Source organism: Ruegeria arenilitoris, from assembly GCF_013030265.1.
GTDB lineage: Bacteria > Pseudomonadota > Alphaproteobacteria > Rhodobacterales > Rhodobacteraceae > Ruegeria > Ruegeria arenilitoris_E.
In genome coordinates this window covers 40884-64078 of record NZ_WPZQ01000006.1, presented here as the reverse complement: position 1 = coordinate 64078, position 23195 = coordinate 40884, and the positions used below count along the sequence as shown (strand labels likewise).

Genomic DNA, 23195 nt, shown 5'->3' with positions numbered 1-23195 from the left:
CTACCGCGTTTCGAGATGCAATCGGGCGCTGCGCTGTTCCCAGCCAGCGCGTTCAAGTTCGGGCCGTTCTGACATTTCTTCCGGCCAGCCTACACAGTAATAGCCGACCAGAGACCAATCGTCAGGCACGTTCAGGTCACGCTTCATTCGTTCGGGATCAAGGATCGAGACCCACCCCAGACCCAACCCTTCTGCCCGCAAGGCGAGCCAGAACAAGGTGATCGCGGCGACGACGGAATAGCGACGCATCTCGGGCATTGTGCCCGCGCCCAACCCCAGTCCTTTGTTGGTCGACTCGTCGGAAAAAACGGCCAGTTGAACGGGCGCTTCCTGCATGCCGGACAGTTTCAGGCGGCTGTACTTCAGCGCTTTGTCACCCGAATAGCCTGCAAGGGCCTGTTCATTGGCGTTTTGGAAATTCTCCAGCGCTGCGGCCCGTGCCACCGCGCTTTCGACGCGAATGACGCGCCAAGGTTCGCTCAGCCCAACCGAAGGGGCCAGTCGAAATGTGTCGAGGCAGCGCATCAGCACTGCCTCGTCCACAGGGTCGGTGCGAAACCGGCGCACATCGCGCCGGAGCCGCATCAACAGTTCGAACTGCGTGCGGAATTCGTCAGTGAATGTCTGATCCTGCACGCGCCCGCCTTGCTTATTCTTCAGCAGCAGCTTCTTCAGCCGGAGCAGCAGCGGCCTCAGCAGCTTCAGCTGCCTTCGCGGCTTTCTCTTCTGCGCGCTCCTGAGCTTTCTTGCCCGGGGTACCCTTGTTCGGGTTGTTGCGCTCGGCCTTGTCGCGTGCGCCTGCAGCTTCCAGCATACGTGCGATACGGTCAGTCGGCTGCGCGCCCTGGTCCAGCCAATACTGGATGCGCTCCATGTTCATTTTTACGCGCTCTTCGCTGTCTTTCGGCAGCAGCGGGTTGTAGGTGCCCAGCTTCTCGATGAAACGGCCATCGCGAGGCATGCGGCTGTCAGCAGCCACGATGCGATAGAAGGGACGTTTTTTCGAGCCGCCGCGGGCGAGACGAATTTTCATTGCCATGGTGGTATCTCCTTTGAATGGCATCACGCCGGGGGCGTGTCGTTTTAGTAGACCGGAGCAGATCCGGTTATTTCTGGTGTTTCTTGTGGTGTCGGATGACTTCCTGAATGATGAAATTCAGGACAGCCTTGGCAAAGTCGGGGTCCAGATCCGCCGTTTTCGCCAGGTCTTCTAACCGTGCGATCTGCGCTGCTTCGCGCGAGGGATCGGACGGGGGAAGGTCGTGTTCGGCCTTGAGCTTGCCAACGGCCTGCGTGTGCTTGAACCGCTCGGCCAGCGTATAGACGAGGATCGCGTCCAGCCGATCGATGCTTTCGCGATGCTCTTTCAGCAGCGTAGCCGCACGCGTCACAGGGTTGTTCATTGGCTAGTCCTTTCGGTGCTCAATGCAGGTTCGGAGAGGTCGATCTTTGGGTGGCGCCAGATTTCAGCGCGTTTGCCAAGCAATTCGCCTTCGCGTTCGTATCTGGCACCAAGACGTTCTGCCAGCGCCCGGGAGCGGTCGTTGGCGTGCGCGATATAGCTGATTACACCGTTCAGGCCCTGATGGCGTGCAACGTGATCGCGCGCTGCCAGTACCGCCTCAAAGGCCAGTCCTTTACCTTCAGCTTCGTGCAGCAGCGTCCAGCCCAGTTCAGGTTCATCCCAGCCGGGCGCATCTATAATTCCAACCCAACCAACGAAGGTGTCGCTGGCTTTCTCGGTCAAATGCCACAGGCCATAACCTTTCAGCGCCCAGTGTCCCAACCGGTTGGTCAAAGAGCTCCAGCTTTCCAGTGCGTCCTTCGGCCCACCGACCATATGGCTGCGTTCGGTCGCAAAGAAGCTGATCATGCCCGGTAAATCATCCTGCTGTGGCGCGCGCAGGATCAGGCGATCCGTTTCAATCGAAGGAATGGTGTAGGTTGTCATGCGCCCACCTCCGACAATTGATCGGGGCCGGGGTGGCGATACACCAGTTCGGTTCCATGTGACACATTCTGATAGCTGCGCTCGTAGTGCGCACCCAGCCGCTCAGCCAGAGCGATCGATCGGTCGTTGCCAGGGAAGATATTCGAACTCAACGTATCGAAGCCTAAAACTTCATAAGCATAGCGGCGGGCCTCTTCAGCGGCTTCGCGAGCAAATCCTTTGCCTTCGCTTCCGGCGAACATGACCCAGCCGAGTTCCGGTTCCGGCCAGCCTTCGGGCCCCCAGATGCCAACAAAGCCCACGGGCTGACCGTCGTGCGTTTCGACGGTCCAGAACCCATAATCATGCAGAACCCAATGGCCGATCATGCTGGCGAACCAGCGCCAAGCCTCATTACGGTTCATCGGGCCGCCAAAACCCCAGCTTCGATCCTTGTCGGCAAAGAAATCGGCGACATTTTCAAAGTCGCGCTCCTCGGGGCCGCGCAGGATCAGGCGTTCGGTTTTGAGTGTGGGAATCTGGAGGTCGATCATGCGTAGGCCTCCATCCCGCCGTTCACTAGATCAGCAGGCCCCGGGTGACGCCAGACTTCCATCGTGCCGAATTTGGGATGTTCATAGATGCTCTCGAACCGCGCACCCAGCCGTTCCGCGACAGCCTTGCTGCCCGCGTTCTGGGGATCGATCAAGGAGATCGATGTTTCCCATCCCAAAGCGTCATAGGCATAGGTTCGGGAGGCCTGCGCAGCCTCGGTCGCATAACCCTTGCCGGTCGCGTTGTTCATCAGCGTCCAGCCGATTTCAGGTTCGGGCCAGCCAAATGGGCACCACAGTCCTACATGGCCCACATAAATGCCCGTGTCTTTTTCCTCGACCCCCCAGAAACCATAGCCACGCATGGCCCAATGACCCAGCAAGGTCGCCACCATGCGCCACGTTTCATCCGGACGCAGCGGGCCACCTACAAATTTTGATGCATCGCTGGCAAAGAATTCCGCCTCGGCCTCAAAATCCGCCTCACGCGGTGCCCGCATGATCAGTCGCTCGGTTTCCAGCGTCGGGATCGGCATCGCAAGTGTCATGCCTTCACCTCGCTGTAGCGCCAGACATGCTGGTCCGCACCAAACGCTTGCTCGGCAACAGTGTCACGTGTCGCCCCCAACCGTTGGGCGAGGGCATTCGAGCGGGCGTTGGACTGTGATACGTAGCTTACGAATCGGCCGGATCCGAGAAGATCAAAGCCAAAGTCACGCACGGCAGTGCAGGCTTCGGTGGCATATCCCTGCAGGCGATGCTGAGCACTGAACAGGTATCCAAGCTCGGGCTCTTGATCGTCCCATTCCAGCCCCAGAATAACAAAGCCTACGACTTGATCGTCATCTTTCAGTGTAACTGTAAAGAGGCCGTGACCGTGCAGAAGCCAACCGGATGTATAGTAGGAAAATTCTGTCCAGGCTTCCTGATCGGTATCGCCAAAACTATCTCGGCAAATCGCGGTCCAAACCGGCAGATCTTCCAACTGTGGAGCACGCAGAACCAGCCGCCGGGTCTCAAGGACCGGCAGGGTTGCGCGATACTGCGCTGCTGCCATCGCCGCCTTTCCGGACGGGGGCTGGGTGCAGCGTGCTGGCGTCACTTTTTCTTTCCGAACCCGCTCAGGCCCGGGGGCAGGGCCATGCCGCCACCCATTCCGGGCATACCGGGCATCTTGCCGCCCATCGCCTTAGCCGCTTGTTCCAACGCTTTGGGATCCATACCCGCGGCCATTTCCTCGGGCGACGGGCCGCCTTTGCCGAACATGCCTTTCATGGCCTGTTTCAGCATCTTGCCTTTGCCCATCTTGCCCATCTTCTTCATCATGTCCGACATCTGCCGGTGCATCTTGAGCAGCTTGTTGAGGTCACTGACTTCCATGCCAGAACCCGCCGCGATACGTTTCTTGCGGCTGGCCTGCAGCAATTGTGGGTTGGCGCGTTCGCGTTTGGTCATCGACTGGATCATGGCGATCTGCTGGCGCAGGATCTTGTCGTCCAGCCCGGCCTGATCCATTTGCTTGGCCATTTTGCCCATGCCCGGCATCATGCCCATCATGCCCTGCATGCCGCCCATCTGGATCATCTGTTCCAGCTGCATCTTCAGGTCGTTCATGTTGAACTGACCCTTGACCATGCGCTTCATCATGCGCTCGGTCTGTTCGATCTCCATCGTTTCCTGAGCTTTTTCGACCAGGGCAACGATGTCGCCCATGCCCAGAATACGACCGGCGATCCGGTCCGGCTCGAAGGTTTCGAGCGCGTCCATCTTTTCGCCCAGACCGACAAAGCGGATCGGCTTGCCGGTGACCGCGCGCATCGACAGTGCCGCACCACCGCGGCCGTCACCATCCATCCGGGTCAGGACCACGCCCGAGATGCCGACCTTGGCGTCGAATTCCTCGGCCACCTCGACGGCAACCTGACCGGTCAGGCCATCGACGACCAGCAGGGTTTCGCGCGGGTCAACCGCGTTGCGGACCTGCTCGACCTCGTCCATCAGCACTTCGTCGATGTGCAGACGGCCCGCCGTGTCGAGCATGTAGACGTCATAGCCGCCCAGCGTCGCCTGCTGCTTGGCGCGCTTGGCGATATCGACAGGCTTCTGGCCTGGCACGATCGGCAGCGTATCAACGCCAACCTGCGTGCCAAGAACCGCCAGCTGATCCATCGCCGCCGGGCGGTAGACGTCCAGCGAGGCCATAAGGACCTTCTTGCCTTCTTTTTCTTTCAGGCGCTTTGCCAGTTTCCCGGTGGTGGTCGTCTTACCCGAGCCCTGCAGACCGACCATCAGGATCGGCGCGGGCGGGTTGTCGATCTTCAGCTTGCCGGGGTCTTCTTCGCCACGCAGCACGTCGACCAGCGCGTCGTGCACGATCTTGACGACCTGCTGGCCCGGTGTGATCGATTTGGTCACGGCCTGACCAGTGGCCTGATCCTGTACCTTCTTGACGAATTCGCGGGCCACCGGCAACGAGACGTCGGCCTCAAGCAGGGCCACGCGCACTTCGCGAAGGGCGGTCTTTACGTCTTCTTCGGACAGAGCACCCTGTTTGGTCAGCCGGTCAAAGACGCCAGAGAGGCGTTCGGATAGATTTTCAAACATGCCTTCGGCCTCCTTAGCCGGTTTTCTGGTGGCGCGTCCTAGATAGGATACGTCGGTTAAATGCACAAACGCCCCCACGGGCGAAACTCGCTGGTGGGGGGCGATCCCTGAACGACTCAAGGGACCGGAAGATCAGACACTTCCGGATGTTTGCGGCGATTTAGGCCGATTGGCTGGCAGAGTCAACCTTGCGCGCGGGTAGCCAGTCATTGACCGCGTCGACCAGCCGCTGCGCGCCATGTCCGCTGACATAAGCTTCGACAATCGGGTGGCGACCCGCGCTCATGCCTTTTTCCAGGATCAGAACGGGGCGATGCATCTTGGACGTGGTCCTGTCGCGGCGGGAGGTGGTGGTTTCCACCTCAGCATGAGACAGGTTCGACAGCTCATGTTCCACAGTGTCATATCCAAAGACCGATTGGCGGCGGATCACAATGCTATTGCTGTTGCGGTCCAGTATAACCTGCACGCGGCGCACAAAGACACAGAAAGCGCCGATCCCCATTCCGCCACCGAACACGGCAAAGAAGAGGCCAAACAGAATGCCCTCGCCGCCTTCGGTTGCCATGAAAAGGCCAGCGCCGACAAAGGCAAGGATGAAAAAGACCAGTGAGATGCCGATAAACCAGGGCGTGTTAGACAGGATCAATTGGTCGGGTGTGTTACGCGTCACTTTCATGGCGGCACGCTAACACTGAATTCTGGCACTGTCGTGGCTTGAATTCGTCCGCGTGTTGCGCGATGAGCGCGCCAAACAGGAGGTTCCCATGGACGCATCATCTGCTTTTCAGGATACTTTGCCGCTCAGCTCTGACGCGCTGTTGGCGCGACTGGATGAATGGGGATTGGCTTATCTTCTGCATACCCATGTCCCGTTGCGCACGGTCGAAGACTCCAAAGCGGTCGAGGATCAGTTCATGGTGCCGGGTGAAAACGCTCTGCGGCTCAAGAACCTCTACCTGCGCGACAAGAAAAAACGGAACTATCTGGTCACGCTGGAACAGAGCCGCGAGATTGACCTGAAGGCGCTGGGTGCAGAGCTTGGGATCGGCAACCTGTCGTTCGGGTCAGCGGATCGACTGATGCAAAACCTCGGTATCCGTCCGGGCGCGGTCAGCCCCTTGGCCATGATCAACGGTGTTGAAAACAACGTGCGCTTCTTCATGGATGCTGCCGCTCAGCAAGCCGACGTCATTTATATGCACCCTCTGGTCAATGATCGAACCGTTGCAATGAAGCGTGAAGACCTGACAGCCTTCTTCGAGCGTATCAATTGCGAGGTGACCTGGCTGCCGTGACGAGTTCACTCCGCCAGAGCTTCGGAAAGTGCTGCTGCAACATGCGCGGCTGACGGGTTCACGAATAAGAAACCCTCTGCTTCGAAGATCGGGTCGTCCAGATGATCCGGGAAAGCCAGCGGTAATTCGGTGCATGCCAACAGAATGGCGGTTCCCGGATTGGCATGGCGTTTGCAGAAGTCCAGCAGGCGAGGGCGTGCGTTCCTGGAGGCGCCGCCGTAGAACTCAGTATCAATCATCGCCTGCATCTCTGCGATCTGATCGTCAGGCAGGCGTTCGTTTGCAGAGATCTCCTCTACCGCAAGTCGCTCCGCATAGTTGCTGGCCAGCATCGTAACTGTGGTTCCGAGAACCAGTGCCTTTTCAGCCCCTGTGTCAGCAGTTGCGTCTGCGGTTGCATCGAAAATGCTGAGGATGGGCATGGTAACCCCACGTCTGATCGCATGCAGGCGGGCATGCGGCGTGTTCGATGCGATGATTGCAAAGTCGCAGCCTGCGCGTTCCAGATTCAGAAGCGCCTTCCGGAAAACAGCATCGAATTCAGCCCAGCTGTCTTCTTCGCCGGATGTGCCACGTAGTGCACGAGTATGCGCCTGCACAACGGATTCGATTGCCATAGGAGGGATAGGAAGCGGTGATCCATGCCCGCGTTCGGAAAAGTGCTTGCTCGCTCCCTCAGCGATGGCTCTGTAGTAGTCGACTGTAGATGCCCAACCAACACCACCCAGAATACCGATCTTTTTCATGAGATCCGCCCAATCTGCCCAGATAGATTCCCGCGCAGATTGGACGTTTTGCCAGCATATGGCCAGAGGGGGATCAGGCGGCCAGTTCTGCTACTGCTTTTTGCGCGTTGGTGAGGGTGTTTTCAGGGTCCATTGCCATTTGATCGGCCGCAACGACGTCGACATCTGTAATTCCGATGAAGCCCAGCACGTGGCGTGCGTAACCGGATGCATAGTCAATTTCGGACCCTACGGCCGTTCCACCCGAGGCAATTGCCAGAACTGCCCGCTTGCCTTCAAGCAGCCCTTTGGGCCCGTTTTCGGTGTAGCTGAAGGTCAGGCCGACGCGGGCAACAAGGTCAATCCACGCTTTGAATGCGGCGGGCACCGAAAAATTGTAGATCGGCAGGCCGATTACGATTGTGTCAGCCTCCTGCAGTTCCTGAACCAGTTCATCCGACAGGGCCAGTTGATCACGTTGCAGCGGATCACGCTGGTCCGCAGGGGTAAAGTTTGCCGCGATCCAGTCTTCGGTCAGCAGCGGCAAGGGTGTTGCCAGATCGCGGCGGATAATGCGACTGGCACCCAGATGTTTGACAACGCGGTCAGAGAGATCACGCGTTGCAGAGCCGGTGCGACGGGCGGACGCATCAATGTGCAGGATGGTTTTGGTCATTTCTTGAGGTCCTTTGTTCGGGGATTTTGCTTCTGCCTCCAATATGAATGTTGTGTAGATGAACAAAACTCGGATATATCAACATCAGTTGTTGGAAATTGCACAGTCGTGGTGATCATGGATAACTGGGATGAGGTAAGAACCGCCTATCAGGTGGCCCGGATGGGGACTGTTAGTGGCGCGGCCGAAGTATTGGGTGTGCACCATGCCACTGTCATTCGTCATATCGACGCGATCGAGGCCCGTTTAGGCGTCAAGCTATTCCAGCGTCACGCCCGCGGATACACCCCAACTGAAGCGGGAGAGGATCTGTTGCGTGTTGCGCAGGCAACCGAGGATCAGTTCAATCAGCTTGTCGGCCGGATGAAGGGACGTGGGGACGATGTTTCGGGAGAGTTGGTGGTCACATCACTGGCATCGTTGGCACCATTAGTCGTGCCTACACTTAGCGAGTTTCAGAAAACCCACCCCGAGCTTATCGTGCGTTATCTGACCGGAGATCGGTTGTTCAGGCTGGAATATGGTGAGGCACATGTGGCTATCCGCGCCGGTGCTGCGCCGGATCAGCCTGATAATGTTGTGCAGCCCTTCGTCTCGCAGGAGGTGGGCCTCTATGCCAGCAAGGGCTACATTGACCGTCGCGGAAAACCAACCGGCATCGAGGATTTTGCCAACCACGCCTTTGTTGGCAATGACGATGAAAACAGCCGTGCGCCGTTTTCCCAGTGGCTGCGCACCAATGCACCTGCCGAGGCGATCACTTTCCGCTGCTCGAACAATTTCACTGGCGCTGAAGCGGTTCGGGCCGGGGCCGGCATAGGATTTATGGCGCGTTGGGAAGCCGCACGTCATCCGGAATTGGAAGAGGTCATGGATCCGTTGCCCGAATGGTCAGGCAAACTGTGGTTGGTGACACATGTCGATCTGCACCGCACAACAAAGGTCCAGGCGTTCCTGACGTTCCTGAAAGAGCAGGCCAAGGATTGGCTGCCATGAGTTCTCAGGCCCGTGGCCATCTGGCCATGTTGGCTTTTTCTGCACTTGTCGCGGGCAGTTTTTCGCTTGGCTCAATGATCGCCAACGAGATTGCACCTGCCGCGCTAAACGCTGCACGATTTGCGATTGCTGCCGTCGTGATTGGTGTCGCTGCGCTGGTCACCACTGGCATACCGCGCAGTGCGGCCAAAGCACCCTGGCGCTATCTTGTGCTCGGCGGGCTGTTCGCGACCTACTTTGTGCTGATGTTCTACGGTCTGAAAACTGCACCGCCAGTCAGTGCTGCAGCCGTCTTCACTCTGACGCCTATACTATCTGCCATTGCCGGATGGATGTTGTTGCGGCAGGTCACGACCTCTCACATGGCCATGGCATTGTTAGTTGGGGCAGTAGGGGCTCTCTGGGTGATTTTCCGCGCAGACTGGCAAGCCTTTCACGCGTTTGAGATCGGTCAAGGTGAGATCATCTATTTCTGGGGGTGCGTCGCGCATGCGATCTACACCCCTATGGTACGCAAACTGAATCGTGGAGAACCAGCAGTGGTCTTTACATTCGGTATGCTATTGGCGGGATGTGCAGTTCTTTTGGTGTTCGGGTGGTCGGACATTCGCGCAACCGATTGGATGAACCTTCCGCCGATTGTCTGGATCGGGCTGTTCTACGTGGCGATTTTTGCAAGTGCCGCTACTTTCGTGCTGCTTCAATACGCAACGCTCTATCTGCCATCGGCGAAAGTCATGGCCTATACCTATCTGACACCCAGTTGGGTCATCCTGTGGGAAATCGCACTTGGAAACGGTGCCCCAACCGGGATGATCCTGATCGGAGTTGCATTGACTGTGATCGCGTTGCTGATGCTGCTGAAGCCTGAAGAGGAAGGACAGGCAGCGCATCGATCCCGCAGTCGCGAAGGCTAGGATTGTTTGCCTTCTTGTTCCCCAAGGTTTTCGGTTTCGAGAAAGCGTTCAAAGGCGTCCAGATTCACCGGTTCAAATTGTCCGAATCCCTGCATCCAAACTGAAGCCTGTCTCAGGGCGTCGGGCTCCAGCTTGCACCATTTCACCCGGCCCCGCTTTTCCTGAGAAATAAGCCCGGCCTTGGTCAGAATGACCAGATGTTTCGAGATCGCCGCTAGCGACATCTCGAATGGTTCAGCCACATCAGTGACGGCCATGTCATCCTCAAGCAGCATCGCCAGGATGGTGCGGCGCGTGGGGTCGGCAAGGGCCGCGAATACAGTGTCGAGATCGCTGGACATGGCTCCTTCCTAATATGCAGGAAGCTGTTTGACAATTTCCGAGCCCACGCCATGCTGCGCCGAAACTTGGAGGGGGGCGTGACGATGCCACTGAAATACTGGCTGGTGATCTGCGTCCTTGGCATCGGCTGGGGCATGTCCTTCATGTTCAACGCCATTTTGCTGCGTGAGCTTGGGCCATTGTCGGTCTCGATGGGGCGCGTGGGCTTTGGGGCGCTGGGGTGTTGGGTTTACGTGTTGGGTAGGCGTTTGCCGGTCCATCTGACCGTTGGCCGAACTGCGGGGCTGTTGGGCTTTGGCGCGCTGAGTTACGCAGCGCCATTTGCGTTTTATGCGCTGGGCCAGCAGCATATCGGCGCAGGTGTCGCCGGTATTGTTAATGCCACAACACCAGCCTTTGCCGTCATCGTCTCGCATTTCTGGCCCGGAGGTGAGCGGGCCACACTGCTCAAGTCATTGGGTGTGGTTTGCGGGTTTACCGGTATCGTCGTTCTATCACTGCCGCTCTTGCAGTCGGGTGCGAAGTCCGAGTTCTGGGCCATTCTGCTGATCCTGCTCGCACCCGTTTGCTACGCTTTCTCTCTCAATTTCGCGCGCGCATTCCGGGACATGCCGCCGGTTGTTCTGGTGGCTCTTGCCCTAACAGGCGCGACGCTGTCGATTGCCCCACTGGCACTTTGGCGGGAGGGACTGCCGCACATCACGCGTGCCGAGACTTGGGCCTCACTTCTGATGATCGGATTTGTCCTGACCTCGGTGGCATTCATTGCGTTTTATTGGCTGCTGCCAAAGGTGGGACCGACCAATATCTCAACAGTCACCCTGATCGCCCCGGTCTCGGCGCTGGTGCTCGGGACATCTGTTCTGGGGGAGACACTTTTGCCGGAGCATCTGGTCGGCATGGCGGCCATTTTCGCGGGCCTTTTGCTGATCGATGGGCGCATTGTCAGACGTTGGCAAGCGGATAGGGAATACAAAGATCAACCAAAAGGTTGAATATGCGGATTTAGCTACAATCGCCGAATTTGCCAGTCTAACTCTGTGGTCGCATCAGGTGCGCGTTGTAATTAAAGTTTATAAAACAATGCCTTAACCGATCTCGAACTGCGACCTCAATAGCGTTGACTCTGCGCCCCATGCCCCTTAGCACCTAGCCTCAAGACAGTGCGAGGAAACCGCCCGTGACCGATGATGACCAAAAGCAGCGTATGGCGCAGCTTGAGGCCAAGATTGCGGCGGCGAAAAAGGCCAAAGCGCCAAAGCCTCGTGCAGATGCTGACGTGTCCGGTGGCGAGCTTGCCTGGAGGATGGTCATCGAAATGGTTTCCGGTCTTGGGATCGGATTTGGCATCGGATACGGGCTGGACAGCCTGCTCGGGACAATCCCGATATTTCTGGTGCTGTTCACATTGCTGGGCCTTGTCGCGGGCGTGAAGGTTATGCTCCGCAGCGCGAAAGAGGTTCAGGAGAAACAGACGGCGGCCCAAGAGCAGGCCGAACGAGACGAGAGGGACTGAACGTGGCGACCGAGACCACCGCAGCAGAAGGCAGCAGCCTGGTATTCCACCCAATGGACCAGTTCATTGTCAAACCACTCTTTGGCGGTGAGATTGCGTGGTACACGCCGACCAACGTTACACTGTGGCTGTTCCTGGCAATCGCTGCGATCTTCGCTCTGCTGGTTCTCAGCACTTCGAAGCGCGCCATCGTTCCGACCCGTATGCAGTCGGTGGCCGAACTGGCCTACGGCTTTATCTACAAGATGCTGGAAGACATCTGCGGCAAGGAAGGCGTCAAGTACTTCCCATATGTCATGACCCTGTTCATGTTCATCGTCTGCGCGAACTTCCTGGGCATGATCCCCATGTCCTTCACCACCACATCGCATTTCGCCGTGACAATCCCACTGGCGCTGTCGGTCTTCCTGACCGTGACCGTGCTGGGCTTTGTAAAGAACGGCGCAGGCTTTCTGGGCCTGTTCTGGGTCTCCAGCGCGCCTCTGGCTCTGCGCCCGGTTCTGGCGATCATCGAGCTGATCTCGTACTTCGTACGCCCGGTCAGCCACTCCATTCGTCTTGCCGGTAACGTCATGGCTGGCCACGCTGTTATCAAAGTGTTTGCAGGCTTTGCTGCAATCGCCGCGATCTCGCCCGTGTCCGTTCTGGCGATCACCGCAATGTACGGCCTTGAGGTCCTCGTGTCCTTTATCCAGGCGTACGTATTCACCATTCTGACCTGTGTTTACCTGAAAGATGCGCTGCATCCTTCGCACTAAGGTCTGATACCCCAACATCGAAACTTCCAATTCGTAAGGAGATACATCATGGAAGGCGATCTCGCACACATCGGCGCAGGCCTGGCAGCAATCGGTTCCGGCGCAGCCGCAATCGGGGTGGGCAACGTTGCAGGCAACTTCCTGTCCGGCGCCCTGCGCAACCCTTCGGCGGCTGCTTCGCAGACCGCAACCCTGTTCATCGGTATCGCGTTCGCAGAAGCCCTGGGGATCTTCGCATTCCTGGTCTCGCTGCTGCTGATGTTCGCCGTATAATCTGCGGAACCTGATCCTTACGCGCAGGTGGGCCCAAGCCATAGCGGCCCACCTGTTGTAAAGACAAGTTTCCGACGGAGGATATCATGGCGACTGAACCCCTTACAGAAGAGGTAGCTGGCTCGTGCGTCGACTCCTATGGCTCTGCCATCGGGATGCCACAGCTCTGCTTCGATTGGTTCCCCAACCAGATTTTCTGGCTGGTCATCACGCTGGTCGTCATCTTTCTGGTCCTGTCTCGCGTGGCTCTGCCTCGCATCGCGGCAATCCTGGCTGAACGTCAGGGGACCATTACAAATGACCTGGCTGCGGCCGAAGATCTGAAGGCCAAGGCGGTCGAGGCTGAAGAGGCCTATAACAAGGCGCTGGCCGATGCCCGTGCCGAAGCGCAGCGTATCGCTGCCGAAGCACGTGCGGAAATCCAGGCAGGTCTGGATGATGCGATTGCCAAGGCGGACGCGGAAATCGCTGCAAAGGCGGCTGAATCGGAAAAGGCAATTGCCGAAATCCGTGCCGGTGCGCTGGAAAGCATTCAAGTGGTTGCCAAGGATACGGCGGCTGAACTGGTTACTGCGCTGGGCGGCGAGGCGGATGCCAAAGCCATCGCCAGTGCCGTAGACGCGCAATCGAAAGGATAAGTGACATGCGGAACACTCTTGCCCTTATCCTGACCATCGGCGCAGCCAGCCCGGCATTTGCCGCAAGCGGCCCGTTCTTCTCGCTTGGCAACACCGACTTCGTTGTCACGCTGGGCTTTATCGTTTTCATCGCGGTTTTGTTCTACTTCAAGGTGCCGTCGATGATCGGTGGCGCGCTGGATAACCGTGCCGAAGGCATTAAAGCCGAACTGGACGAAGCTCGTGCCCTGCACGAAGAAGCCCGCAGCCTTCTGGCTTCGTACGAGCGCAAGCAGCGTGAAGTACAAGGTCAGGCAGACGCGATTGTCGCTGCTGCCAAGGAAGATGCTGCACTGGCCGCCGAGCAGGCCAAAGCCGATCTGGAAAACTCCATCGCACGCCGCTTGGCTGCTGCGCAGGATCAGATCGCGTCTGCAGAAGCTTCGGCTGTCAAAGAAGTGCGCGATCAGGCCGTGACCGTAGCAGTATCGGCAGCCAACGAAGTGCTGGCAAAGCAGATGACTGCTACTCAGGCGAACAAGCTGATCGATGCGGCAATTGCCGACGTCGGTGAAAAGCTGCACTAAAAGTTTCTGACCCGGTGGTTCCGCTGCCGGGTCTGAATTCTGAGAGGCGATCAAACTCTCGCAAAGCCTTCATATCTGAAGCACATCTACTCCATCAGCCATTATCACTGGATTGTACGCAGGTTGAGTTACGCCTGCGCCAGAGCCATAGCGCTATTGCAAGGGCTGTGATTGCGAGCTCAACTGCAAAGGTCCAGTGGTTCAGAAAAGACAGAATCCAGTGTGAATTGGTTGCCTGCACGACAACAAGCGGCTGCGAGTAGTCCGAATATGGCCAGGCCCATGCGATTTTGCCGACGATGGAATCCAGCGCCATATGAACAACTCCACCAGCACCGAAAAATGCGAGTAAGGTACCCGCCTTAGGGTGGAAAAGCCGTAGCGCAAGTCCAGCAAACAATATAGCGACCCAAACGACAGGTCGATGGGTCAGATAGGCGTGATGATGGTGGGCGCGGTTATCCACCAGATAAAACCAAAGCATGTCCAGATCAGGCGCAACTGCGCCCAGCATTCCTGCGGCGAATGCCAATTTTCCGACATCAGGTGTCGCTGTTCTGAAAATCAGATAGGCACCCGGCAGGTGGCCGATAAACATCAGTTTTGACCGGTTTCATGCGCCAGTCTCTGCTGGGCGATGGTTTCGTTCCTCAGTGCCTTCTGCTGATCCTCCATACATCGCTCGACAAAACTCAGGTGTTGCTGCACCGCTTTCCGGGCCCCCTGAGGATCGCGCGCCTGCAGCGCAGAATTGATGGCCCGATGCTGATCCAGAATCGAGTCTCTGGTTGTGCGTTGCTGGAACATCATCTGTCTGTTGTAGAAAACACCTTGGCGTAGCAGATCGAACATGGATCGCATCATATGCAGCATGACGACGTTGTGGCTGGCTTCGATGATCGCCATGTGAAACTGGGCATCCAGATGTGCTTCTTCCTCGGCTGCGTTGCGATCATGGGCGGCCTTCATCTTTTCAAAGATCGTCTGAATAACCTTAAGATCACTGTCTGATCCTAGCCTAGCCGCCCGCTCTGCTGCCAATCCCTCCATATCCCGGCGAAACGACAGATAATCGAATACAGCTTCATCATGGCTGCTGAACAACTGGATCAGCGCTGGCGAAAATGCCGAGCCCAGCACCTCTGCGACATAGATGCCAGATCCTGCCTTGGCGGTCAGCAGCCCCTGTTCCTGAAGCTCCGAAATCGCTTCTCGCAATGATGGTCGTGATACACCCATGCGTTCGGCCAGTTCTCGTTCCGAGGGCAGGCGTTCACCCGGGCGCAGAATGCCGCGCAGAATGAGTAATTCGATCTGGCGGACAACGGCCAGAGACAGCTTTTCGGTCTGAACTTTTTGAAAGGGCATGACTGTGTCGTTCTAAATTGGTCAAATCATATGACCACGTAAACCAGCCTGCTTCAAGAAACTGCATCATTCAAGTTCATTGAAATATTAGGTCAGAAATATTGACATTAAATTGTGTCGGCATAGGCTGCGCTGAGCAGAGTTCGGAGGAAGCTCATGTCAACGCATCACCTGTTCGCCACCCGTGCATCTCGAATGAAGGCATCCGAGATACGAGAATTGCTTAAGCTACTCGATCAGCCCGGGATTATCTCATTTGCAGGAGGCATCCCCGATCCGGCGCTGTTTCCAGTGGAAGGATTTGCAAACGCTTTTCAGGTGGCACTTGGGGTGGATCAACAGGCCCAGTCACTGCAGTATTCTGTGAGTGAGGGATATGTTCCACTGCGCGAATGGATCGCTGAGCACATGCGCCAGATTGGTGTGGAATGTGACATCGACAATGTGCTGATCACTTCGGGATCACAGCAAGCGCTCGACTATCTCGGTAAGCTTTATCTTTCTCCCGGTGATACCGCGCTTGTGGGTTGGCCGACCTATTTGGGGGCATTGGCGGCCTTCAACGCCTATGAGCCCCGATTTGACCGGATCAGCATAAATGGCAACCGAGGTGCGGCAGAGTATCGGTCCGGGGCAGGTGAGGGGGCGGTCAAGTTTGCCTATCTCTCCCCGGATTTCGCGAACCCGACCGGCGAAACCGTTGATCTGCGAGGACGGGAGGCCCTGCTCGATCTGGCAGAAGAGCTGGATTGCGCCATCATCGAGGATGGTGCTTATCAAGCGCTTCGCTACGAAGGTGAAGCGATCCCGCCGATCCTTAGTCTGGAACTGGCGCGCAAAGGATCGCTTGAGAGCTGTCGCACCATCTATTGCGGCAGCTTTTCCAAGACCCTGTCGCCGGGATTGCGGGTCGGCTGGGTCGTGGCAGCCAAGCCAATTATCTCTCAACTGGTTTTGATGAAGCAGGCGGCTGATCTGCACTCCGCTACGATCAACCAGATGGCGGTCTATCAGGTCGCGAGGGCAAGCTTTGATACCCACATTCCAATGCTCAGAAACGTCTACGGCGTCCGGCGTGATGCGATGTTGGCAGCATTGGAAGAGTATATGCCGAAGGAGGTTCAATGGACCAAACCAGAGGGTGGTATGTTTGTTTGGATCACTTTGCCTTCGGGTATGGATGGCGCTGATTTGCTGTCCAGAGCGCTCGAAACTGTCAAAGTGGCATTCGTGCCCGGGCAGGCCTTTTTCCCTGATGAAACGGGCGCAAATACCATTCGGCTGAGTTTCTCAAACTCTGACGAGGACACAATCCGAGAGGGCATTCGCCGGTTGGGAGAAGTGTTGTGCCGCTGAATCCGGAAAGGATCTGTTAACCAAATTGTCGCAAAGCTGCGGCATGATCCGGTACCTGGCCCTTCTGATGTTGGCAGCTTGCTCTGCGGGTACACCTCATTTCCGAGGGGTACCCGCTACGCGTGTTGCTGTGAACGGCAGCGTGTTTGACGTGCGGGTTCGAAGTGAATTGGCCGAAGCTGTGCGGGTAAACACACAATATGCCCCACGCCTCGGGCCGATCCGCGATCGGGCGGCACTTGCGATGGCGCAGGTTTCGGGCTGTCCCATTCTCGACGTGTTGGGCGATGCCGCAGTTACGGTTGGTGTACTTGGTTGTGATCGTGCGGCAGGGGAGCGCTTGCTGCTGACGGCAATTTCGACGCCAAACTATGAATGTATCGACTATGGCACCTACGAAGATGCAGGCAGTGACTTAGGCTATCAGGTTTTCGAATGTACGCCCTACTGAATGCGCGTATTTTCGCACGGTTTTGGCAAGATATTGTGGATAACTTGGCTCACTGGCCCATATCCTGCGTAACTCCGTTGACTCGTCCCCCATCCCTTGCGCAGACTTCGTGAACGTAGGAATCACGGAAAAAACGGCCATTGCGCTTTAGCAAACTCAAACTGACCGGCTTTAAAAGCTTTGTTGATCCGACCGATCTGATCATCGCGGATGGGTTGACCGGTGTGGTGGGGCCAAACGGCTGTGGCAAGTCCAATCTTCTGGAAGCATTGCGTTGGGTGATGGGTGAGAACCGCCCCAAATCCATGCGCGGTGGCGCAATGGAGGATGTTATCTTTGCGGGGGCTGCCACGCGTCCTGCCCGGAATTTTGCCGAAGTTGTCCTGACGATGGACAATTCAGAGCGACTGGCACCTTCAGGCTTCAATGACAGCGACCAGCTTGAGATTGTCCGGCGCATCACCCGCGATGTGGGCAGCGCCTACAAGACCAACGGTAAGGATGTGCGGGCCCGTGATGTGCAGATGTTGTTCGCGGATGCGTCGACCGGCGCGCATTCACCCGCGTTGGTAGGACAGAACCGTATTGCGGAACTGATCAACGCCAAGCCACGCGCCCGTCGGCGTATTCTGGAAGAAGCGGCCGGTATCTCGGGCCTCTACCAACGTCGGCACGAGGCCGAACTGAAGTTAAAGGGCACTGAGTCCAACCTGACGCGCGTTGATGACGTTCTCGAACAACTCGGGACACAGCTGGCGCAATTGGCGCGTCAGGCCCGTCAGGCTGCACGTTATCGCGAGATAGGCGAGCAACTGCGCCAAGCCGAGGGCATGCTGCTTTATCGTCGCTGGAAAGAGGCCGACATTGCCCGCCAGCAGGCCGAAGAAAAACTGCGCGAACGGATCACCGAAGCATCGCGCGCTGAGGCCGAAGCAAGAGCGGCAGCGGCGAAGCGCGCTGAGATTGAGGAAACCCTGCCGCCCTTGCGCGAAGAAGAGGCTATCGCCGCCGCGGTCCTGCAACGCCAGCAGGTTCAGCGTGATGCACTGGCCGATCAGGAAACCCGCGCGCGCCAGACCATAGAAACGCTGACCAATCGTATTCAGCAGCTTGGCAACGACATCGAGCGTGAGACTGGCCTGAACCGGGACGCCGGGCAGATGATCGAACGACTGGAATGGGAAGCCCGCGAACTGGCCAAAGCTGCCGAAGGTCACGAGGACAAGGTAGCTGAGGCCGCCGAAATTGCCCGCGAAGCTGCCTCGGTTTTGCAGGATCGTGAAGATCACCTGTCGCAGGAAACCGAGGATATGGCCCGCCTCGTTGCGCGCCATCAGTCTGCGCAACGGTTGGTCGAGGATAGTCGCAAGACACTAGCGCGTTCTGAAGGTGAAGAGGAGAAAGCCCGTTCGGCGGTGGAGGAGGCGCGCGGAGCGCTGACCCGTACCAGCGAAGCCTTTGAAACTGCTCAGGAAGCCGAGGAAGAGGCGCGCGAGGCTGCTGAAGCTGCCGAAGAAGCGCTGGCCGCTGCCGATGAGCTGCGCAATGAAACACAGGCGCGCGAAGCCGAAGCCCGGGCACAACGCTCTGAGGCAGAAGGTGAACTGGGCGCCATCCGAGCCGAGACAACGGCGCTGGCTAAACTGGTTGAACGGGATACGGCCGAGGGTGGGCAGGTGCTTGACCTGCTGCGTGTGGCGCCCGGTTATGAAAAGGCGCTTGGGGCTGCACTGGCCGACGATCTGCGTGCGCCTCTGGTCGAAGGGGATGGCCCTTCGGGCTGGGTGCAGGTGGCTGGATATGACAGCGATCAACCTCTGCCCGAGGGCGCCGAACCACTGGCGTTGCACGTCTCTGGACCGGACCGTCTGAGTCGTCGGATTGCACAGATCGGGTTGGTTGATGCCGATCTAGGCGCGCGGTTGCAAGCGTCGCTGAAACCCGGTCAACGGTTGGTGTCGCGCTCGGGCGATCTGTGGCGCTGGGATGGTTTCCGCGCATGGGCTGAAGATGCGCCAAGCGCTGCCGCCCTGCGGCTGGAGCAGCTCAACAAGCTGGAAGCGCTGAAACAGGAACTGACGCGTACCGAAGCGCAAGCTGATGGTGCACGCGCCGCGCATGAGGCGTTGTCACAGCAACTGGCGGATGTGACCGAAGCCGATCGTCGTGCACGCGAAGCGCGTCGTGCTGCCGATCAGCGCATGGCCGAAACCGCGCGCCAACTCAGCCGGGCTGAAGCCGACCGCAATCTGGCACAGGGCAAGCTGGAAACCCTGTCTCTGGCCGTGGATCGCCACAAGGAAGATGCCATGTCTGCTCGCGCTCAGCTGCGCGAGGCCGAAGGTGCGCTGACCGGGCTGGGTGATCTGGATAGCGCCCGCGCGCAGGTCGAGGATATCAAGCAAACGGTTGAAGCAGCGCGGATTACAATGCTGACCCATCGTTCGACCCACGACGAGCTGCGTCGCGAAGGTGATGCGCGTACCCGGCGAACTCAAGAGGTCACCAAGGATCTCAGCGGTTGGCGGCACCGTCTGGAAACTGCTGAAAAGCGTATATCGGAATTGGCTGAACGCAAGGAAAGTTCAGAAGAAGAACTGACCGAAGCCATGGCCGCGCCCGGTGAGATTGTTGAAGCGCGCGAAGAACTGAATGAGCTGATCGAAACTGCCGAGGCGCGCCGTGCAGAGGCAGCGGACAGGCTGGCCGAGGCAGAAACCCAACAGCGTGAGGTTGTACTGGCCGAGCGTGAGGCAGAACGCCTAGCATCCGAAGCACGCGAAACGCGAGCGGCTGCCGAGGCGCGTTGTGATGCAGCCAAAGAAAGTGTTGTCGCTGCAGCCGAGCGCATTGCAGAAGATCAGCAACTGACACCAAACCAATTGCTGAACCAATTGGATGTTAATCCTGATCAAATGCCTGCTGCGGACACGCTTGAGGCTGAGGTGAACCGCCATAAGCGCCAGCGTGATGCGATGGGTGCGGTCAACCTGCGCGCCGAAGAGGATGCCAAGGAGGTTCAGGAAGAATTCGATACGCTCAACAGCGAAAAGTCCGATCTGGAAGAGGCGATCAAGGCCCTGCGCAGCGGTATCGCCAGCCTAAACCGCGAAGGTCGCGAGCGTCTGTTGACTGCGTTCGAACAGGTGAACTCGAACTTTGCAATGCTGTTCAAGCACCTGTTTGGCGGTGGCGAGGCCAATCTTGTCATGGTCGAAAGCGATGACCCGCTGGATGCGGGCCTTGAGATCATGTGTCAGCCTCCGGGTAAAAAGCTCTCGACGCTGAGCCTGCTATCGGGTGGGGAGCAGACCCTGACCGCGACGGCACTGATCTTTGGAGTTTTCCTTGCCAACCCCGCTCCGATTTGTGTTTTGGACGAGGTCGACGCGCCGCTGGATGACGCCAACGTCACGCGCTTCTGTGATCTGCTGGACGAGATGTGCCGTCAGACCGACACGCGGTTCCTGATCATCACCCACCATGCGGTGACCATGGCCCGAATGGATCGGCTGTTTGGTGTTACCATGCAGGAGCAGGGCGTCAGCCAGCTCGTCTCGGTTGATCTGAAAAAGGCCGAGCAGATGGTCGCCTGACCGCTCACTGCAACGTTATGAGGGTTTTAAGGCGCTGCGGGATAATGTGGCTGCATGACACGACTGTTTCTGATCCTTGTGACTTGTATTTCAACTCCGCTTTGGGCTGCTGAATGGGCAACTAAACCGGGCGATGTGCCGCTGAATCAACAGGAACTGGATGCATTGGCGGGCCAGACGTTCACCTTCTATGACGATGGGCAATCCCGTTATTCTACTGGTGGAGCTTACTCCTATACCTATTCGGAGACGAATGGTGGCGGAACCGCATTCGGTACTTATCGCATTGCCGAGGACGGCAGTGTTTGTGTTGATTATCGTAATGGTCTCAGCCGCTGTGATTTGTATGTGCGCAGTGGTGATCGCTTGATACTGATCAACGAAAAAGGCGAACGCTATCCGGTGCGCCCCGATTGAAATCGGTCTTAAGGGCGCCGTTTAAAAGCCGAGCATACTTAAGTTTGCACCAAGTGTTTGAACGACCAGTTGACATAATGTGTGTCAATTGATCGGTGAAACGCAACAAATAAGCGAATAAATGGGGTATATATTGATGCCTCTGACGATAAATTCCTGACAGCAATAACAGAGAATAAAAGGTCAGAGTAGATGTGCCGTTTTTTAGCTTGGGTCGGCGCTAAACGTTATTTGGATGAGTTAGTGCTGAATCAGGAGCAATCCTTGGTCATGCAAAGCCGCAATGCACTTATTGGGAAGACTCCGATCAACGCAGATGGTTTCGGCCTTGCCTGGTATTCGGAACGTGGCACGCCCTGCTTCTACAAAGACACCAACCCAGCGTGGTCTGACGCCAATCTGAAACAGCTGACGCACCATACGCAGTCGCCACTGTTTCTGGCCCATGTGCGTGCTTCAACCGGGACTGCCACATCTCGAAACAACTGCCATCCGTTTGGCTATGGAAAGTGGAGCTTCATGCACAACGGCCAGGCCGGTGGGCACGAGAGTATCCGGCAAGAACTGGACGGTATGATACCAGCTGACTTGTACCAGCACAGGCTGGGTGCAACTGAAAGCGAAGCGATCTTTCTGATAGCGCATGGTGAAGGCTTGGATGACGATCCAATCGGGGCAATGGTGCGCGCTGTTGAACGCGTTGAGGCACTTTCCCGGAAACGCGGATCACTACCTTACCTTCGGTTCGCTGCCTGCTGGTCGGATGGGGAACGCGTATTTGCTGCGCGATATGCCTCGGACCGATTTGCACCCAGCCTCCACTATCGCGCATGCGCTGACGGCATCATAATTTCGTCCGAGCCACTGGATGCTGATAGCGGAGAATGGACTGAGATACCGGCAAACACCGCGATCGAAACCCGAGGCAAATCGCTTAGACTGCACCCGTTTGAGCCAGTTCCACAGAAATATCACGCAAATGTCGCCTAGCTGAGACCTGTTGCGGGTCCGTATGGCGCGAACGTTCTATGCCAGTGATTTACAGCCGATTCAGTAAATCCGTAGTGGGCCAAGCATCCGCTGGCAGGCCAAGTCGCAACTGTTCCGACTGAACGGCAGCGCGTGTTCCGGCCCCCAGAATGCCGTCGATTTTGCCGACGTCATAGCCGCGTGCCTGCAGTTTGCTTTGCAGTTGCTTCATCTGAGCGCCAGACAGGCCAGGGGCAGGATTGCCCGCGTCATAAACTTGTGCGCCTTCCAACCGAGTGCCGAAATAGGCGGCGGTCAGCACATAAACAAAGCTCTGGTTCCATTCGAAATAGACATCGAAATTTGGGTAGGCCAGAAAGGCGGGTCCCTTGTGCCCCTGAGGCAGGATCAAAGAAGCTGGCAGATTGGCCAGTGATCCGCTGCGCGCCTGAACACCCATGGCTTGCCAGTCAGAAATCGCTCTCGGTTTTCCCGGACCCGACAGTGACCAATCCATCTGATCCGGTACAGTCACCTCCTGCAGCCAAGGCTGACCCGGTTGCCATCCCAGATGTGACAGCATTTTTGCCCCGGACATCAGCGCATCTGGTGCTGAGGTTTTCAAAGAGACCTTGCCATCGCCGTCACCATCGACGCCATTTTCGAGGATATCGCGCGGTAGCATCTGCACCATTCCGATTTCCCCAGCCCATGCCCCAGTGGTACGGTTCGGGTCAAAATCACCCCGCTGATACAATTCGATCGCTGCAAAAATCTGCGGTCGGAACAATTCCGGACGTCGGCAATCGTGGGCCAACGTCACCAGAGCATTGCGCGTGTTGAAATCACCCTGGAAAGCGCCGTAGTCGGTTTCGAAGGCCCAAAAGGCCAGCAACACCCCGCGCGAGATTCCGTATTCGCGTTCGATCCGATCAAACACTGCATCGTATTTGCGCGACATGGCTTGGCCGCGTTCAATGCGATTGGCCGAGATCAGGCGGCGTGAGAAATCGATGAACGGCTTTTGGAAAACACCTTGGGCACGGTCTGCCTGCAGTACTTTGGGATCTTGTTGAACGCCTTTGAAAAATGCGTTCACGGTAGATTTGTCAAAACCTTGCTGGACCGCTTCGGACTTCAGACCTTTGACGAAGGAGTTGAAACCGCCACCGCACTGAGCAAAGGCGGGGGAGGCAAAAAGAGTAGCAGCGACAAGGCCAGAGAGAATACGCATGGACGAGCAGG

Annotated in this window: 29 protein-coding genes; 14 read left to right on the top strand and 15 right to left on the bottom strand. The window is 57.4% G+C overall.

Translation table 11 applies throughout. The annotated features are described in order from the left end of the window. The 9 genes from bluB to GOX61_RS11820 form a co-directional block, all read right to left on the bottom strand. Positions 1-636: a 5,6-dimethylbenzimidazole synthase gene (gene bluB, locus GOX61_RS11860; protein WP_170333944.1), complete on the bottom strand. Its 636-nt coding sequence runs from the start codon at positions 634-636 to the stop codon at positions 1-3. 13 nt (positions 637-649) lie between these two features. Continuing rightward, positions 650-1039 (bottom strand): 30S ribosomal protein S16, encoded by a 390-nt coding sequence (gene rpsP, locus GOX61_RS11855; protein ID WP_010437590.1) that lies wholly within the window; start codon positions 1037-1039, stop codon positions 650-652. 67 nt (positions 1040-1106) lie between these two features. Continuing rightward, positions 1107-1403, bottom strand: a complete 297-nt coding sequence (locus tag GOX61_RS11850; RefSeq protein ID WP_155142187.1) for a chorismate mutase — start codon at positions 1401-1403, stop codon at positions 1107-1109. Next, the gene (locus GOX61_RS11845) at positions 1400-1951 is read right to left on the bottom strand and encodes a GNAT family N-acetyltransferase (protein ID WP_170333942.1); all 552 of its coding nucleotides are present in this window, start codon (positions 1949-1951) and stop codon (positions 1400-1402) included. Before GOX61_RS11845 ends, GOX61_RS11850 begins: the two co-directional genes overlap by 4 nt. Further along, complete coding sequence (locus tag GOX61_RS11840) at positions 1948-2484, bottom strand: GNAT family N-acetyltransferase (RefSeq protein WP_170333940.1); 537 nt, start codon at positions 2482-2484, stop codon at positions 1948-1950. The genes GOX61_RS11845 and GOX61_RS11840 overlap by 4 nt, the downstream gene beginning before the upstream one ends. Then, positions 2481-3032 (bottom strand): GNAT family N-acetyltransferase, encoded by a 552-nt coding sequence (locus GOX61_RS11835; RefSeq protein WP_155142192.1) that lies wholly within the window; start codon positions 3030-3032, stop codon positions 2481-2483. Before GOX61_RS11835 ends, GOX61_RS11840 begins: the two co-directional genes overlap by 4 nt. After that, positions 3029-3541: a GNAT family N-acetyltransferase gene (locus tag GOX61_RS11830; protein ID WP_170333938.1), complete on the bottom strand. Its 513-nt coding sequence runs from the start codon at positions 3539-3541 to the stop codon at positions 3029-3031. Before GOX61_RS11830 ends, GOX61_RS11835 begins: the two co-directional genes overlap by 4 nt. Before the next feature lie 41 nt (positions 3542-3582). Beyond that, positions 3583-5088 carry a signal recognition particle protein gene (ffh, locus tag GOX61_RS11825; protein ID WP_170333936.1) on the bottom strand — a complete coding sequence of 502 codons (1506 nt, stop codon included), beginning with the start codon at positions 5086-5088 and terminating at the stop codon, positions 3583-3585. A gap of 160 nt (positions 5089-5248) precedes the next feature. After that, positions 5249-5767: a hypothetical protein gene (locus GOX61_RS11820; RefSeq protein WP_155142198.1), complete on the bottom strand. Its 519-nt coding sequence runs from the start codon at positions 5765-5767 to the stop codon at positions 5249-5251. Positions 5768-5855: 88 nt separating this feature from the next. On the opposite strand from GOX61_RS11820, the gene GOX61_RS11815 reads away from it, so the two are divergent. Beyond that, complete coding sequence (locus tag GOX61_RS11815) at positions 5856-6386, top strand: prolyl-tRNA synthetase associated domain-containing protein (protein WP_170333934.1); 531 nt, start codon at positions 5856-5858, stop codon at positions 6384-6386. A 5-nt stretch (positions 6387-6391) separates the two neighbouring features. Here GOX61_RS11815 and GOX61_RS11810 read toward each other — a convergent pair whose 3' ends face one another. Beyond that, a complete protein-coding gene (locus GOX61_RS11810; protein ID WP_170333933.1) occupies positions 6392-7132 on the bottom strand; it encodes an aspartate/glutamate racemase family protein in 741 nt (246 codons plus the stop codon). 73 nt (positions 7133-7205) lie between these two features. Beyond that, complete coding sequence (locus tag GOX61_RS11805) at positions 7206-7787, bottom strand: FMN-dependent NADH-azoreductase (protein WP_170333931.1); 582 nt, start codon at positions 7785-7787, stop codon at positions 7206-7208. Between the two features lie 117 nt (positions 7788-7904). On the opposite strand from GOX61_RS11805, the gene GOX61_RS11800 reads away from it, so the two are divergent. Further along, positions 7905-8783 carry a LysR family transcriptional regulator gene (locus GOX61_RS11800; RefSeq protein WP_170333929.1) on the top strand — a complete coding sequence of 293 codons (879 nt, stop codon included), beginning with the start codon at positions 7905-7907 and terminating at the stop codon, positions 8781-8783. Beyond that, positions 8780-9700, top strand: a complete 921-nt coding sequence (locus GOX61_RS11795; protein WP_170333927.1) for a DMT family transporter — start codon at positions 8780-8782, stop codon at positions 9698-9700. Before GOX61_RS11800 ends, GOX61_RS11795 begins: the two co-directional genes overlap by 4 nt. Here the strand turns inward: GOX61_RS11795 and GOX61_RS11790 are convergent. Then, positions 9697-10041, bottom strand: coding sequence for an ArsR/SmtB family transcription factor (locus GOX61_RS11790; protein ID WP_170333925.1), 345 nt, complete (start codon positions 10039-10041; stop codon positions 9697-9699). The two genes, GOX61_RS11795 and GOX61_RS11790, sit on opposite strands and share 4 nt — an antisense overlap. Positions 10042-10125: 84 nt before the next feature. On the opposite strand from GOX61_RS11790, the gene GOX61_RS11785 reads away from it, so the two are divergent. From GOX61_RS11785 to GOX61_RS11760, 6 genes are all read left to right on the top strand, one after another. Then, on the top strand, positions 10126-11037 hold the full coding sequence (locus GOX61_RS11785) for a DMT family transporter (protein ID WP_170334390.1): 912 nt from the start codon (positions 10126-10128) through the stop codon (positions 11035-11037). Between the two features lie 185 nt (positions 11038-11222). After that, positions 11223-11558, top strand: a complete 336-nt coding sequence (locus GOX61_RS11780) for an AtpZ/AtpI family protein (protein WP_170333924.1) — start codon at positions 11223-11225, stop codon at positions 11556-11558. Positions 11559-11560: 2 nt separating this feature from the next. Beyond that, positions 11561-12316, top strand: coding sequence for a F0F1 ATP synthase subunit A (locus tag GOX61_RS11775; protein WP_170333922.1), 756 nt, complete (start codon positions 11561-11563; stop codon positions 12314-12316). Between the two features lie 48 nt (positions 12317-12364). Continuing rightward, positions 12365-12589 carry a F0F1 ATP synthase subunit C gene (locus GOX61_RS11770; RefSeq protein ID WP_008755373.1) on the top strand — a complete coding sequence of 75 codons (225 nt, stop codon included), beginning with the start codon at positions 12365-12367 and terminating at the stop codon, positions 12587-12589. An 86-nt stretch (positions 12590-12675) separates the two neighbouring features. Beyond that, positions 12676-13227 (top strand): F0F1 ATP synthase subunit B', encoded by a 552-nt coding sequence (locus GOX61_RS11765; RefSeq protein WP_170333920.1) that lies wholly within the window; start codon positions 12676-12678, stop codon positions 13225-13227. A gap of 5 nt (positions 13228-13232) precedes the next feature. Then, the gene (locus tag GOX61_RS11760) at positions 13233-13793 is read left to right on the top strand and encodes a F0F1 ATP synthase subunit B (protein ID WP_155142214.1); all 561 of its coding nucleotides are present in this window, start codon (positions 13233-13235) and stop codon (positions 13791-13793) included. A 94-nt stretch (positions 13794-13887) separates the two neighbouring features. Here the strand turns inward: GOX61_RS11760 and GOX61_RS11755 are convergent, their stop codons facing one another. Further along, the gene (locus tag GOX61_RS11755) at positions 13888-14391 is read right to left on the bottom strand and encodes a metal-dependent hydrolase (protein ID WP_170333917.1); all 504 of its coding nucleotides are present in this window, start codon (positions 14389-14391) and stop codon (positions 13888-13890) included. Next, positions 14391-15161 (bottom strand): FadR/GntR family transcriptional regulator, encoded by a 771-nt coding sequence (locus GOX61_RS11750; RefSeq protein ID WP_170333915.1) that lies wholly within the window; start codon positions 15159-15161, stop codon positions 14391-14393. Before GOX61_RS11750 ends, GOX61_RS11755 begins: the two co-directional genes overlap by 1 nt. Positions 15162-15317: 156 nt before the next feature. Between GOX61_RS11750 and GOX61_RS11745 the strand changes: the two genes are divergently transcribed. The 5 genes from GOX61_RS11745 (at position 15318) to GOX61_RS11725 (ending at position 21971) form a co-directional block, all read left to right on the top strand. After that, a complete protein-coding gene (locus GOX61_RS11745; RefSeq protein ID WP_170333913.1) occupies positions 15318-16517 on the top strand; it encodes a PLP-dependent aminotransferase family protein in 1200 nt (399 codons plus the stop codon). A gap of 43 nt (positions 16518-16560) precedes the next feature. After that, positions 16561-16968: a hypothetical protein gene (locus tag GOX61_RS11740; RefSeq protein WP_170333911.1), complete on the top strand. Its 408-nt coding sequence runs from the start codon at positions 16561-16563 to the stop codon at positions 16966-16968. Positions 16969-17108: 140 nt separating this feature from the next. Continuing rightward, entirely contained in the window at positions 17109-20564 is a 3456-nt protein-coding gene (locus GOX61_RS11735) for a chromosome segregation SMC family protein (RefSeq protein WP_170333910.1), read from the top strand. A 54-nt stretch (positions 20565-20618) separates the two neighbouring features. Next, positions 20619-20981: a hypothetical protein gene (locus GOX61_RS11730; RefSeq protein WP_170333908.1), complete on the top strand. Its 363-nt coding sequence runs from the start codon at positions 20619-20621 to the stop codon at positions 20979-20981. Positions 20982-21173: 192 nt separating this feature from the next. Next, complete coding sequence (locus GOX61_RS11725) at positions 21174-21971, top strand: class II glutamine amidotransferase (RefSeq protein WP_170333906.1); 798 nt, start codon at positions 21174-21176, stop codon at positions 21969-21971. A 49-nt stretch (positions 21972-22020) separates the two neighbouring features. On the opposite strand, the gene GOX61_RS11720 is transcribed toward GOX61_RS11725, so the two are convergent. Continuing rightward, positions 22021-23184 (bottom strand): lytic murein transglycosylase, encoded by a 1164-nt coding sequence (locus GOX61_RS11720; protein ID WP_170333904.1) that lies wholly within the window; start codon positions 23182-23184, stop codon positions 22021-22023. Between the last annotated feature and the right edge of the window lie 11 nt (positions 23185-23195).